The sequence below is a fragment of the Asticcacaulis sp. genome, assembly GCA_024707255.1.
GTDB lineage: Bacteria > Pseudomonadota > Alphaproteobacteria > Caulobacterales > Caulobacteraceae > Asticcacaulis.
In genome coordinates, this window is the sequence record JANQAC010000002.1 from 649,559 (window position 1) to 662,640 (window position 13,082).

General features: G+C 59.2%; 12 protein-coding genes. 5 read left to right on the top strand and 7 right to left on the bottom strand.

The annotated features are described in order from the left end of the window. Positions 1–2: 2 nt before the first annotated feature. The 4 genes from NVV72_14405 (at position 3) to NVV72_14420 (ending at position 1,560) form a co-directional block, all read left to right on the top strand. Entirely contained in the window at positions 3–455 is a 453-nt protein-coding gene (locus NVV72_14405) for a hypothetical protein (protein ID MCR6660466.1), read from the top strand. Continuing rightward, a complete protein-coding gene (locus tag NVV72_14410; GenBank protein MCR6660467.1) occupies positions 415–813 on the top strand; it encodes a hypothetical protein in 399 nt (132 codons plus the stop codon). The genes NVV72_14405 and NVV72_14410 overlap by 41 nt, the downstream gene beginning before the upstream one ends. A gap of 115 nt (positions 814–928) precedes the next feature. Then, complete coding sequence (locus tag NVV72_14415; protein ID MCR6660468.1) at positions 929–1,177, top strand: type II toxin-antitoxin system prevent-host-death family antitoxin; 249 nt, start codon at positions 929–931, stop codon at positions 1,175–1,177. Then, positions 1,174–1,560, top strand: a complete 387-nt coding sequence (locus NVV72_14420; protein ID MCR6660469.1) for a type II toxin-antitoxin system VapC family toxin — start codon at positions 1,174–1,176, stop codon at positions 1,558–1,560. The genes NVV72_14415 and NVV72_14420 overlap by 4 nt, the downstream gene beginning before the upstream one ends. On the opposite strand, the gene NVV72_14425 is transcribed toward NVV72_14420, so the two are convergent. The 6 genes from NVV72_14425 to NVV72_14450 all read right to left on the bottom strand — a co-directional run bounded on the left by NVV72_14425 (position 1,557) and on the right by NVV72_14450 (position 8,199). Further along, positions 1,557–2,798, bottom strand: a complete 1,242-nt coding sequence (locus NVV72_14425) for an insulinase family protein (GenBank protein ID MCR6660470.1) — start codon at positions 2,796–2,798, stop codon at positions 1,557–1,559. The genes NVV72_14420 and NVV72_14425 overlap by 4 nt on opposite strands. Next, positions 2,723–4,444, bottom strand: coding sequence for an insulinase family protein (locus NVV72_14430; GenBank protein MCR6660471.1), 1,722 nt, complete (start codon positions 4,442–4,444; stop codon positions 2,723–2,725). The genes NVV72_14425 and NVV72_14430 overlap by 76 nt, the downstream gene beginning before the upstream one ends. Before the next feature lie 129 nt (positions 4,445–4,573). Next, entirely contained in the window at positions 4,574–5,206 is a 633-nt protein-coding gene (locus NVV72_14435) for a hypothetical protein (protein MCR6660472.1), read from the bottom strand. Positions 5,207–5,348: 142 nt separating this feature from the next. Continuing rightward, complete coding sequence (locus NVV72_14440) at positions 5,349–6,191, bottom strand: phospholipid carrier-dependent glycosyltransferase (protein MCR6660473.1); 843 nt, start codon at positions 6,189–6,191, stop codon at positions 5,349–5,351. A gap of 317 nt (positions 6,192–6,508) precedes the next feature. Beyond that, positions 6,509–7,276, bottom strand: coding sequence for an ABC transporter permease (locus NVV72_14445; protein MCR6660474.1), 768 nt, complete (start codon positions 7,274–7,276; stop codon positions 6,509–6,511). Continuing rightward, complete coding sequence (locus NVV72_14450) at positions 7,273–8,199, bottom strand: ABC transporter ATP-binding protein (GenBank protein MCR6660475.1); 927 nt, start codon at positions 8,197–8,199, stop codon at positions 7,273–7,275. The genes NVV72_14445 and NVV72_14450 overlap by 4 nt, the downstream gene beginning before the upstream one ends. Before the next feature lie 75 nt (positions 8,200–8,274). Here NVV72_14450 and NVV72_14455 point away from each other — a divergent pair, with 75 nt between their 5' ends. Beyond that, positions 8,275–10,026, top strand: coding sequence for an amidohydrolase (locus tag NVV72_14455; protein ID MCR6660476.1), 1,752 nt, complete (start codon positions 8,275–8,277; stop codon positions 10,024–10,026). Positions 10,027–10,142: 116 nt separating this feature from the next. Here NVV72_14455 and NVV72_14460 read toward each other — a convergent pair whose 3' ends face one another. Further along, positions 10,143–12,920: a TonB-dependent receptor gene (locus NVV72_14460; GenBank protein MCR6660477.1), complete on the bottom strand. Its 2,778-nt coding sequence runs from the start codon at positions 12,918–12,920 to the stop codon at positions 10,143–10,145. Positions 12,921–13,082 lie beyond the last annotated feature (162 nt).

Consider the following 13,082-nt stretch of genomic DNA (forward strand, 5'->3'; position numbering starts at 1 on the left):
TGATGCGCAAAGCCTTGAAGAACCTGTTCACCCTTCTGGTGGGCGCCGGAATGCTGGCCTTCGCCGGCGCCGCCGCGGCCTGCACGACCGGTTGCGCACCGCCGCCACCGCCCACCGTGCCGCATAATCCGCGTCCACCGCATACCCCCTGCACGAGCTGCGGCGGTGGGGGCAATGTCAATGTGAACGTCAATGTCAAGGTCGGCGCAGGCGCCAGCGCCGGCGCCAGTGCCGGGGCCACCACCTATTATGGCGGCGGTTACAGCAACTGGTCGCAGACACCGGGCTATCCGCAAGCCGCCGGCACCCTGAATGTCGTCAGCGGAAATTGCTGCGGCGCCATGGAAAGCTACAGCGAACAGCAGACTTTCACCAAACAGACCATCATCCAGGCGAGTTGCATCGACGACACCGGTGTGCCGCACCCGGCGTCTCAGGTCTTTTTCGGGCCGTGATATCGCAGGTTCCTATCGCGGCGAGGTCTATCGCTGCATCGCCGGTACGCACATGCAGTGGACCTATTCGGACTATGACGGTTCGCACATCAATTTCGATGGCGGCAAGAACGCTACCTGCGCCAAGAACGAGGCCCTGTGGTTCGAAAATGGCACCCTGACCTGCAAGCCGCAGATTCCGCAGCGCCAGTGCAACGAACGTTCGCTGCTGCGCCGCTTTGGCGTCGGCATCAAGATCCTGACCCTGACCCACACCGAAACCATCACCAAACAGCGCCAGATGGCCTGCAATAGCTGCAATGCCACCAGCACGGCCGTGATGAGCTTCGATGGCGGCGTCGGTGGTTTCGTCCAGTAAACTAAAAAAGTGCGCACATAACTGAAAACCCCGCCGGTCCATCCGGCGGGGTTTTTGTTTGCCGTCGTGGCAGTTTTAAACTAAACTAACCAAACTTAGTTTAGTGAGGTCTGTCATGAAGGCGGTCAATATCCACGAAGCCAAAACGCATCTGTCGCGCCTGGTCGAGGAAGCGGCAAAGGGCGAGCCGTTTATCATCGCCAAGGCTGGCCGGGCCATGGTCAAGGTGGTGCCGATCAATGAGTCGGTGGTGAAAACGCCGCAGCGGTTGGGGTTCCTGGAAGGTCAATTTACTGTCCCGGATAATTTCGACCGTCTGTATGAGGATGAAATCGCCGCCATGTTCTATGGTGACGATGAATGAAGCTGCTGCTCGATACGCATCTGTTGCTGTGGGCCGTTTCAGCGCCGAAAAGACTGTCGCCAGAGATTGTGCAGCTACTGACTGATCCACAGAATGAACTGGTTTTCAGCGTTGTCAGTATCTGGGAAATCGCCATCAAGAAAAGCCGTGGACACGCGGATTTCGTGGCGGACCCGCATATTATCAGGCGTGGTATGCTCGACAATGGGTATCAGGAACTGTTGATAAAAAGTGACCATGCCGTCGCGGTCGCCAACCTGCCGTGGCTTCACAAGGATCCGTTCGATCGCTTGCTGGTGGCGCAGGCGACGGTCGAAGGTATCTTGCTTCTGACCTCCGACCGTCAGGTGGCCGATTATTCCGGTCCGATCCGGCTGGTTTAGGGTTTCGCCGCTTCCGCTGTTGCCGGCTTGATCTGGATGCGCATGGCCTTGTTCATATCGAGATACTCATTGGCCAGTTTCTGGATATCGGCCACGGTCACGGCCTTGTACTGGTCGCGGCGGGTGCGGATATAGTCGAGCTTGCGCGGGTCTGTCGTCGAGCCGGGCAGGGCGCCGGCCCAGAAGGTGTTGGTCTTCAGGTCGGTATCCATGCGGTCGAGCAGCGGTTTCTGTGCGCGCAGCAGTTCGTCAGCGCTGATCGGATGCGCCTTGAGATCGGCCACAATGCCGGCCACCGCGTCATAATAGGCCTGGTCATCCTCCGGCTTCACCTGGGCGACGGCGCTGAGATAGCCGAAGCCGGGGAAGGTCTGGGAATAATAGTTGCTGGCATAGGGGCTGTAGCTCAGGCCCTTCTGCTCGCGCACGATATCGGTCAGGCGCAGCGAGAGCACCTCGGCCAGGACGGTCAGGCCGCGGGCGCGTCGGGTGTCGGACATGAAGTCCGTGCCTGGCCAGGCGATATAGCTCAGATCCTGGTCGGCGCGGCCCTGATGCTCGAACACACGGTTGAGATTCTGGGTGGGGAAATGCAGAGACAGGCCGTCGGCGGGCAGGGCCGGTGTGTCGGCGCGTTTGCCGAGCGTAGCGAAGGTTTTGCTGATTTCAGCTTCGGCTTCGGCTTCGGAGATATCGCCGACAATGGTGATTTCGACCGGCTCGGTCTTGAGTTGGCGGTCGATCAGCGCCTTCACCTGGTCATTGGTGGTGGCGAGGAAATCGGCCTCGGACGGCATGGTGAAGCGCGGGTCGTTGTTCCGCAGGGCGGCCGCCCCGTTCATCTGGAAGACGCCGCCGGGCGTGGAGTTGAGCTGGTTGTAATAGTCGGGAATGAAGGATTTCAGGCGGGCAAAGGCATCGGGGCTATAGGCCGCATCGGTGGTGAAGGCCATCAGCACCTGCATCTGGGTGGCGAAGTCTGTCGGATTAGTGCCGCCTGAAAGCGTGGTGGCGTCTTCGCCAATGCTCAGGCCCACGCTGTAGATCTTGCCGGTCAGGCTGTCCTTGATTTCTGAGGCGGTGAGCTTGCCGAGGCCGCCTTCCTGCAGATCGGACACCGAGGCGGCGAAGACTGGCGGCTTCGCTGCGGGCGACAGGGCGCTTAAGCCCCCGGCAAAGCGGACGGTAATGCCGATTTCATCGTCCTTGAAATCGGTGGTCTTGATGGTGGCGCGCACGCCATTGGCCCGGTCAGTTGGGTCAGGCCGAGATCCTTGATCTCCTCGCGCTTGACCAGTTTGGCCGGCGTGCCGAAATCGGTATAGGGCCGGGGCTTGTTAACGCGGGCTTCGGAAGCCGCGACCTTGGCGGACTGAACCGTATTATAGGTGTCGAGGAAGGCTTTCTGGTCGAAATCACCCAGGGTCGGGCCTTCGTGCCAAAGCAGCGGACCGTCGCCGGCGAACAGGGGCTTGATGCCGGCATTGAGGGCATTAAGCGTGATCGAAGGCTTCAGTTTCTGGAAATAGTCCCAGTCCTGCTGCGGGGAGGTGAAGACCTCGCCATCGGCCATGGAATCGACCAGGGATTCGGCCAGTTGCCGGCTGTTGCGCGTATTGGCGCCCTGCAGGGCCTGCTTGAAATAGGTTTCGGTATCGCTGAGCGTGCGGTCAAGTTCGGCCTGGTCGGCGCCATATTCGATGAACTGGCGCACGGTGGTATAGGCGGCGACGAAGGCATCCTTCTCGCGGCCGGGCTTGGGCGTGATCGACAGTTGCGTGACGGTGGCCGTGTGATCGACGTCATCATGAGCGATCGAGGCGGCGGCAAAGGGGGTATCCGGCAGCTTGGCCAGGCGCTCCAGGCGTTCGTTCAGAATCTGGGTGCGGAGGCTATCGAGGAAGTCGGCGGTTTCCTTAGCTTCAGTCTGGTAGACCTCGGTAATCGGTTGCGACCAGGTCAGGGTCAGTTCGGTGCGCAGGCCCTTTTCGGCATAGGCTTCGGAGGTGACACCCTTCGGCTTGTAAGCGCCGAAATCGATGACGCGGATCGGGGCCGCGGGCTTCTGCCAGTCGGAGAATTTCGTCTTTATACGCGCCTCCATGGCATCCGGATCGAAATCGCCGACCACGACCAGGGTGGCCTGTTCCGGGCGGTAAAAGCTGTTGTAATAATCGACGAAGCGGTCGCGCTTGGCGGTCTTGATGATGTCTGTAAGCCCGATCGGCAGGCGCACAGGGTATTTCTGGCCGCCGAAGGCCGCCGTGGACCATTTCATATAGGCGTGACGGCCAGGGCTGTCGCTGGCGCGTTCCTCGCCCAGGATGACGCCGCGCTCACGGTCGATGGCGCCGTCATCGAGCGACAGATTACCGGCGGTTTCGCGCATCAGGAACAGGCCGGTATCGAGGTCGTCGTCGGCCACCTTGGGCAGGTCGAGTTCGTAGACGGTTTCGCTGAAACCGGTATGGGCATTGGTGTCGGCGCCGAAGGACAGGCCATGGCGCTCCAGAATCTTGACCATGTCGCCTTCGGCCACGTTCTTCGAGCCGTTGAAGGCCATGTGTTCGAGGAAGTGGGCCAGGCCCTGCTGGCTGTCATCCTCCATCAGCGAGCCGCCATTGAAGCGCAGACGGATCGAGGCGGTGCCCGGCGGGGTGGCATTTTTGAGAATGATATAGGTCATGCCGTTGGGCAGCTTGCCGAAGCGTACCGCCGGATCAGCCTTGATGTCGGAATGGTTCTGGGGGAAGTCGAGGCCCGTACTGATATCGATCGGCTGAGCGGCGACCGGTGCTTCGGCATAACTGCTGACCGGCGTCAGGGCCGTGGTGGTCAGGGCCGCAATGGCGAAGGCGGTCAGCAGGGATTTTTTGATCAGCATGTAAGTATGGCTCCGGACAAGCGCATCCCAAAAAGTGTCCGCACTTTTTGGACTAAGATGCGCGCCAACTAAAAATGTGAGGCTGACACTGCCGCAGGATTGTGTCCGAAGAAAGCGAAATCCGGCGGATTAACTTTTGTTAAGGTCGACGGATGGCTTTACCGGCAGGGGGGCCGGCTTTTTCTTCGCCGGCTGGCAGACCACAAGGGTGACCGGAATATTGCGCCAATTGCATTCGGCCTTGGTCATGGACTGGTGATAGGTGAGCGGCGCGTAGAACAGATAGCTGACCGCGATCAGGATACTTAGTCCGCACAGGATGCTGAAGCGGTGCTTCGCCACCAGCGGCACCTGCCGGGCGATGATCCTGAAGCATAAGGCTGCGAGCAGGTAGGTCAGGGCCAGGCCGATGAAGTAATGATAGATATACATCACCCGGTGGATGCCGAGGTAGATGTGGAATACCCAGAAAAACATGAACATGGCGAACAGGGCTTCCAGGCGGTCGAAGTCCATGGCGCGTGCCTCGGCGTCCGGGGTGTCCTTGCGGTCAAAGCGGCGGCGCGAGATCAGCACGGCCGCGCCGACGATGCCGACAAGACCTAAGCCCCAGTTGACCGGATTGCCGACCATGTGGGTATAGGCGGTCTTCTTGCCGTCGAAATCCCAGCGGTAGGTGATGGCCTTGGCCATGAAGGGCCACAGCACCGGTTGCGAGCCATTGGGTTCGGTCTTCACCTCGCCGGTGAAGTCGTACTTCATATACTTGTAATAGCCGACTGTTGCGTCCCAGACCACCGCGGGCGACAGGCCGCGCTTGTGGGCGAGGTAGTCCCTGTAGACCTGGCCCATGGCGTTGTTGTCGCGGGCGCCGGCCTTGGTTGAGGTATCGGGGGCATTGGGATTAAAGACGACATGCAGGGTGAAAAACAGCGCCACGACCGCCAGGAAGGCGCCGGCGATCGAGGAACCGCGCCAGAATTGCCGCAGCCAGTTGGGGCGCGAATGGTCCATCCACAGGGCGCGGCCGAGGCTCAACGCGCCGAGCAGGAGCATGACCAGCGAATTGACCTTGACCATGAAGCTGAGGCCGCACAGCAGGCCGAAGGCGGCATAGGTCAGGAGCGGCCGCTTCGATCTCGCGTCCGAAGGTATAGAGCCAGACCAGGATTGAGCCCAGGGTGAAGGTGAACTGGTAGGAATCGAGGTGGGCGGCCCGGAAGTGGACGATATAGGCGTTCTCGAAAACAAACAGCAGTGAGAAAACGAAGGCTTCGAAGGCTTCGCCATTAAGACGCAGGATGATGAGATAAAAGAGCAGGGCGCTGATGACCGCGAACAGGGCCGAGGGCATACGGATCGGCGTGAAATCGTAGCCTTTCGGCACGACGCGGGAATCGATCTTTTTCACATCACCGAGGAAATGGGTGTCGATATTTTTGTTGATGCCCAACAGCTTGCCGGCCTTGACGCCGGCATCCATGAACATGAAGCCGAGCGGCGGATGCGAGGCATATTGCGCCTTGCCTTCCTCATATCTCTGGGTCGTCGTCAGGTAATAGGATCCGTCCCAGAAGGCATGGTTGGGGTTATTCAGGTCGCGCACGAAATTGAAGCAGGCCAGCACGATCACCAGGACGCCGAGCATCCACCGCAGGGTCTGGTCATCGGCGTTCCACAGACGGTCGGCGAAATCTTTCGCTTTTTGAATGAAGGAGGGGGCGGGCATGTTCGGGTCGGAGGTCATTAAGGCTCGCACATGTCGGGTCTGGCATTTAAGGATGAGTCTTATGCCCTATTCGGTCCGGTCTGCCTACAGGTTTGACGATGGAGCGAGGCTTTGATATGCAAAGCTATTGCGGCGATTATGGGGCTACGTGGCGCACGAATAGGTTGCAAATTAACGCAATTTAAACGCCTTGATTGTAACTTAAGGTTGCGTCACGGTTTTCCCCTGAGATCGTTTGGCGCCCCACGTGCGCACTGTTTCTCCCTCTTCCGGGCGCGCACATAAACTCCGCGCCGGATCTGCTGGTCCCAGGTCCGGCCGGACCTTTTTAGCTTTTAGCTCCGCAAGCGATAACCCGTCTTGAATATCCAGGCGATCAGCGCGACGCAGGCGGTCGTGAACACCAGGGTCATGCCGAAACTGACCATCACATTGACATCGGCCTTGCCATAGAAGGTCCAGCGGAAGCCGTTGACCAGATAGACGATCGGGTTGAACAGAGTGATGTGTTGCCAGAAGTCCGGCAGCATTTTGATGGAATAGAAGGTGCCGCCAAGGAAGGTCAGGGGGGTGATGATCAGCAGGGGGACGACCTGCAATTTCTCGAAGCCATCGGCCCAGACGCCCAGGATGAAGCCGAACAGCGAGAAGGTGAGGGCGATCATGACGAGGAATACGGCCGCCCAGATCGGGTGAACGACCTCATAAGGCACGAACAGCCGCGCGGTAATCAGGATGATGGTGCCCAGGATCACAGACTTGGTGGCGGCGGCCCCGACATAACCTAAAAGCGCTTCGACGACCGAGACAGGCGCGGACAACAGTTCGTAGATTGTGCCGGTAAAGCGCGGCAGGTAGATGCCGAACGAGGCATTTGAGGTGCTTTCGGTCAGGATTGACAGCAGGGTCAGGCCGGGCACGATAAAGGCGCCATACGAAACACCATCGACCAGGGTCATCTTGCTGCCGATGGCCGAGCCGAAGACGATGAAATAGAGCGAGGTCGAGATGACCGGTGCGGCGATGCTCTGGAACAGGGTGCGCCAGGTGCGGTGCAGTTCGAAAAAATAGATGGCGCGGACGGCGTGGAAATTGAGGCTCATGATTTTTTCTCCACCAGGTCGACAAAGATATCTTCGAGCGATGACCGCTTGGTGCTGACTGACTTGAAGTCGATCTGCTTGTCCATCAACGCCTTGAGAACGTCAGCCACACCCGCATCCTCGGCATCGCCTTCACCAGTCAGGACAAAGGTCAGGGTCTCGCCATCTTCGGACAGGTCGAGTTTCTGCGGGATATCCGGCGGGGCATCCAGTTTCGATTTCAGGCCGATGGTGACGCGGGTCTGGCCCAGTTTCTTCATCAGGGCGTGCTTTTCCTCGACGAGCATGATCTCGCCCTTATTGATGACGCCGATGCGGTCGGCCATCTCTTCGGCTTCCTCGATATAGTGGGTGGTCAGGATAATGGTGACACCCTCGTCGCGCAGGTGGCCGATCATCTTCCACATATCGCGGCGCAATTCGACATCGACCCCGGCGGTCGGCTCATCAAGGAAGAGGATTTTCGGCTCGTGCGACAGCGCCTTGGCGATCAGCACCCGGCGCTTCATGCCGCCGGAAAGCGTGGCGATCTTGTTGTCCTTCTTGTCCCACAAGGAAAGGTCTTTCAGCACCTTCTCGATATGGGCCGGATTGGGCGCCATGCCGAAGAGGCCGCGCGAAAAGCTGACTGTGGCCCAGACGGTCTCGAACATGTCGGTCGCCAGTTCCTGCGGCACCAGGCCGATCTTGGCGCGGGCGGCGCGGTAATCCTTCGTGATGTCATGGCCGTCGGCGATGACCGTGCCACCGGTCAGCTTGACCAGCCCGCACACCACGCCGATCAGGGTGGTTTTGCCGGCGCCATTCGGGCCCAGCAGGGCGAAGATTTCACCGCGCCGGATATCGAGATCGATGGATTTGAGCGCCTTGTGGCCGCTCTTGTAGGTCTTGTCGAGGTGCCGGATCGAAATGACCGAATCCATCTGTTTTCCTTTGCGAGGTAATGCGTGACCTATATAGTCCGTTATGCGCCAAAAAACGACAGGGGATATTCGCCGATGAAGAGAGTTTTGCTGTGCGGACTGGCGTTTGTGGCTTTCGGTGCCCAGGCGAAAACGCCATTGGCGGACACTCTTTTCCGCAATGCTTACGTCTACACGGTCGATGCAAAGGATAGTGTGGCCCAGGCGCTGGCGGTAAAGGATGGCCGGATCGTCTATGTCGGGGATCAGGTCGGGGCAAAAGCCTTTACCGGCCGCAAGACGCAGGTGGTCGATCTCAAGGGCCGGATGGTCATGCCGGGCCTGATCGACGGGCATATGCACCCGCAATCGGGCGGCTTGCGGATGCTTAACTGTAATCTGGACTATGCGAGCCTGACGATTGCGGAATTTCAGGCGCGCATTCAAAAATGCGTCGATGACGACAAAACAGCCGGACCGGATGACTGGCTGGAGGTCATCAACTGGTTTGAGCAGGGCGCTAAACCGCAGGGCACGATCCTGACCCGCACGGCGCTCGATGGCGTGAAAACCACGCGGCCGATCAAGGTCCATTCGTCCTTCGGCCATTCCAACCTGACCAATACACGCGGCCTGCAACTGGCAGGCATCACCCGTGATACTTCTGAGCCTAAGGATGGTGTGATTGTGCGCGATACGGCCGGTGAACCGACCGGGCTCTTGCAGGACGCGGCACAGGATTTGGTGGACAGGGTGGTGCCCGGCCCTTCGGTCGAAAAGAACTATCAGGCGACGCAACTGGCACTGAAAGCCATGCGCGAGCAGGGGATTACGTCATTTCTCGACGCCTATACCGATATCGAGACCATGACCGCCTACCGCACGGTCTCCAAAGGGGGCGGCCTGACAGCGCGGGCGCATTTCGCCGTACTCATCGATTCCCCCGCGGACTACGATGCTGACAAAGCGATCGCCGAGGTTCTGAAGGAAAAGGCCGACTTCGAGCAAAAACCGGATGGCGCAAAGCCCATCATGACCGTCGATACCGCCAAGCTGTTCCTCGATGGGGTTTATTCGGCGCCGGCCTTTTCGGCGGTAATGGTCGAGCCCTATTTCGAGAATGGCAAGCCGGGACACAATTACGGACCTAAGCCCTATTTCTCGCAAGCGCAGCTTGATGACACCCTGATCAAGCTGGCATCGGCGGGGCTCAATCCGCATATGCACGCCGATGGCGACGGCTCGGTGCGGATGGGCCTGAACGCGGTCGAGGCGATGCGAAAAGTGCATCCGGCAGACGATATCCGTCCGGCCATCGCCCATGATGAGATTGTCGATCCGGCCGATTACAGGCGCTATGCCGAGGTCGGCGCCCTGCCAGTGCTGTCCTTCCAGTGGGAGCGGCCTTCCATCGATATTATGCAGTCGATGTCGGCGCTGGGGCCGGTGCGGTCGGCGCTGATGGAACCGGCCGGCCTGCTGGAAATCTATGGCGCGCGCATTGTCTATGGCTCGGACTGGCCGGTGGATGCGCTCGATGAATGGCTGGCCCTGCAGATTGCTGTCACGCGCAAGGCGATTGGTGAGGACGCGGTGACATATCCCGACCGGCTGGGTATCGATCCGGGGCTGACAGTGGCGCAGGCGGTGCGGGCGATCACGCTCAATGCCGCCTACAGCCTGCGGCAGGACAAGGACACTGGCTCGCTTGAAGCAGGCAAGTTCGCCGACCTGATCGTACTCGATCGCAACCTGTTCCTGATCAAGCCGGAAGAGATCGGAGATACGAAAGTGTTGCTGACCATGGTCGGCGGGAAGGTGGTCTACAAGGCTGAGAGCCTTAAGTAAGAAGCCCCCCCCCTCATTTGAGGCGTGGTGGTGGGGCTTCTTGCTTTCTCCACAAAAGAAAAAGGCCGGCGAGGGGGATAATATTCGCCGGCCGGTAGGTTTTCACTCTGACTTTATCAGTATTTGTAGGTGATCTGCAGGAAGCCGGAGCGGCCGAGACCTTCGTACCAATTGCTGTTGTAGTACGGGTAGCTGGTCCAGGTGGAATCATAGGGCGGGTTGGTATCGAACAGGTTGTCGATGGCCAGGGACACCGTGACCTTGTCGTTGACCTCATATTGCGCCGAGGCGTTATAGAGCATGTAGGCTTTCACCCACGCGTCCTCGTCATAGTTGGGCAGGCGGCTGGTATAGTTGCCGTCGATGTTGAACTTCCACTTGCCGGTCTTCAGGTTGACGCTGGCCGAGGCCTTGTCGCGCGGGATGTAATAGTCGGAATCGACCGCCAGCTTGTTGATGGCCGGGTCGCCGACATAGCGGGTATAGTCGTGGTCGATGACGTGGGTATAGCTGCCGGACAGGCCGAGCACACCGATCGGCGTATCGAAGCGCAGGTGGCCGGCGAAGTCGTAACCCGAGGTTTCTTCCTTGGCGACATTGATCGGGCTGACGAAGACCTGGGTGATGTCGCCGCCGGAATCACGCGTGACACGGGCGATGGCGTCCTGGCAGGTCGGGGTGTTGATGTCCTGCAGGCCGTTGCGGCATTCGCCTTCGGTGCGGGTCAGGTTGTTGATGACCAGGTCCTCGACCACGCCTTCCATCTTGATCTTGAAGTAATCGACGCTGACATCAAACATACGTGACGGCGCCCAGACAAAGCCGGTATTGAAGCTTTCGCTGGTTTCCGGTTCCAGGTCGCGGTTGCCGCCGGTCTTGACCGAGATGCGCGAACCGCGGCCGCAATCGCCGGGATAGTCTTCCGGCGTATCATTGTAGCAGGTGTAGTAGTCGGTGGCGCGGCCTTCTTCGTAACCGATGCCCTGATAGACATAGTTCAGGTCAGGCGCGCGGAAACCGGTGCCCCACGCGGCGCGCAGCAGCAGGGTCTTGAGCGGGCGGTATTCCAGGCCGAGATTATAGGTGCTCTGGCCGACGCTGTGACCGGCATAATCATAATGATCGTAACGGGCCGCGGCGCTGGAGGACAGGGTGGAGAGCAACGGAATGCTGAACTCGACGCCCGTGGCGTAGTGGTTGCGGTGACCCTTGGAAATGAAGTCCGTCCAGCTAAAGAAGTGCGGCGAGGCGGCCTTCGGATCGGTGCCCTGGTCGTAGTCCTGACGGCCGCCCTCGATGAGGAAGTTGAAGCCGACGGGGCCGGCCGGCATCTGGAACAGGTCGCGGGTGCCGATCTGGGCGGTGACTTCGGTAACCGAGCTTTTCGGATGATAGACGGCGTTTTCAGCGATCGAGGCGTATTCTTCCGGGGTCAGCGGGGTGTAGAAGCGCGTTGGGTCGGCGTTGAAGATATAATAGCCGTCGCCATCAATGCCCTCAGACCGGCCAAGGAACAGGGCGTTGGCTTTTTCGACATTGATCAGCGGGAAGATGACCTCGGCCGTATAGGCGCTGTAGTTGAGCGCCACCTCGTAGTTCCACTTGTCATCAGCGCCAAATGTGCCGCGCACGCCGGGCGTAAAGGTATAGGTAGTCGAATTGACCTGGCGCTTGGCCTTGTCCAGCCCGCCCATTTCTTCAGGTGTGAAGATACGATACCAATTGTCATAACCATCGCCGGTCATGCTGGAGTTCGTATTATAGAAATAGCCGGAATCGTCGCCCTCCGGAGTTTGGAAACCCCAGGAAGTCGGGCGCTTCAGCAGTTCAAGACGGCTGAGACCGAACTGCACGTCGGCGAAGAGGTGCAGGTTGCCGGAGACATCATAGGTGAAGGAGCCGATGAGGTTGCCAGCATGGCGCTGCGACTGGACGGTCTTATAGCCGATGGCGGATTCGCTGCCGCAGTAGTCCCCAGCGACATCATAATCACCACCACTATAATAGGGATCGTTCGCCAGATGGGTAGTGCCGCCATTTGTGCCGGACGTAAGGGCGCACTGAGCCTCTGTGGCATCGATAGCATAATCATAGTCATCCAGACGCTGCCAGTTGGTGACCGGGGTCTGATAGGCGGGATCGGGCGCGTCGAGCGTCGAATTCTGGCGCTTGCGCTGGTAGCCATAGATCGGATCGGTCCACAGGATTTCGCCGCCGAAGACGCCGTGGAACTTGCCGGCATCGAAGCCTGATGAATAGTTCAGGCGGTGCGACTGTCCGCCGCCCTGTTCGGTCCAGCCGTAGCGGTAATCGAGCGTCGAGCCGTCATAGCGCTCCTTGAGCTTGAAATTGACCACGCCGGCCAGGGCGTCCGAGCCATAGATGGCCGAGGCCGAGCCGGACAGGATTTCAATCTGGTCGACCATGCCCAGAGGGATGTTGGAAATATCGGTGAAATTGCCATTGCCGTCATAGGGCATCGGGAAATCGGAAATGCGGCGGCCATTGACCATGACTAGGGTATGGTTGGGGCCGAGGCCGCGCAGATCGACCTGTTGCGCGCCCGGCGAATAGTCGGCGGCATTGCCCGATTGCATCGATTCGGTTTCACCGCCGTTTTGCGTCACGGTTTTCAGCACGTCCGGAACGCTGGCATAACCGCCGGCACAGATCTGGTCGGATGTGATCACAGTGACGGGCGCCGGGCCTTCCTTCTGGGTGCGCGGAATGCGCGACCCGAGAACGACGACGGTCTGAGGTTCGTCATCCGCCGGCGCAGCGGTTGCGGTGTCCTGTGCCTGGGCCACGCCATGAAGGCCATAGAGGCTGCATCCGGCAAGCAGGGTCAGCTTGCAGAGATGCCCAAGAGTTATATAAGGCCTGGTCTTCTTCATGGGGCGCTCCTGATTTGAAGTAACGGTGTTCGCAAATGCAAATGGGATAAATGTGCAAATATAGTTTCAAAGTGCACTATTTTTGCGGAAACATGATGAAAAGTGACATCATTGTGTCAAACTTGGCAATCAAATTGTTGCCATAAGGTCAATTTGCGATCA

Excerpts from the sequence above, each read along its gene's own strand:
- NVV72_14445 (MCR6660474.1), bottom strand. The coding sequence starts at position 7,276 with ATGAGCCTCAATTTCCACGCCGTCCGCGCCATCTATTTTTTCGAACTG.
- NVV72_14415 (MCR6660468.1), top strand. The coding sequence starts at position 929 with ATGAAGGCGGTCAATATCCACGAAGCCAAAACGCATCTGTCGCGCCTG.
- NVV72_14405 (MCR6660466.1), top strand. The coding sequence starts at position 3 with ATGCGCAAAGCCTTGAAGAACCTGTTCACCCTTCTGGTGGGCGCCGGA.
- NVV72_14435 (MCR6660472.1), bottom strand. The coding sequence starts at position 5,206 with ATGAAGTACGACTTCACCGGCGAGGTGAAGACCGAACCCAATGGCTCG.
- NVV72_14430 (MCR6660471.1), bottom strand. The coding sequence starts at position 4,444 with ATGCTGATCAAAAAATCCCTGCTGACCGCCTTCGCCATTGCGGCCCTG.
- NVV72_14420 (MCR6660469.1), top strand. The coding sequence starts at position 1,174 with ATGAAGCTGCTGCTCGATACGCATCTGTTGCTGTGGGCCGTTTCAGCG.
- NVV72_14455 (MCR6660476.1), top strand. The coding sequence starts at position 8,275 with ATGAAGAGAGTTTTGCTGTGCGGACTGGCGTTTGTGGCTTTCGGTGCC.
- NVV72_14440 (MCR6660473.1), bottom strand. The coding sequence starts at position 6,191 with ATGACCTCCGACCCGAACATGCCCGCCCCCTCCTTCATTCAAAAAGCG.
- NVV72_14450 (MCR6660475.1), bottom strand. The coding sequence starts at position 8,199 with ATGGATTCGGTCATTTCGATCCGGCACCTCGACAAGACCTACAAGAGC.
- NVV72_14460 (MCR6660477.1), bottom strand. The coding sequence starts at position 12,920 with ATGAAGAAGACCAGGCCTTATATAACTCTTGGGCATCTCTGCAAGCTG.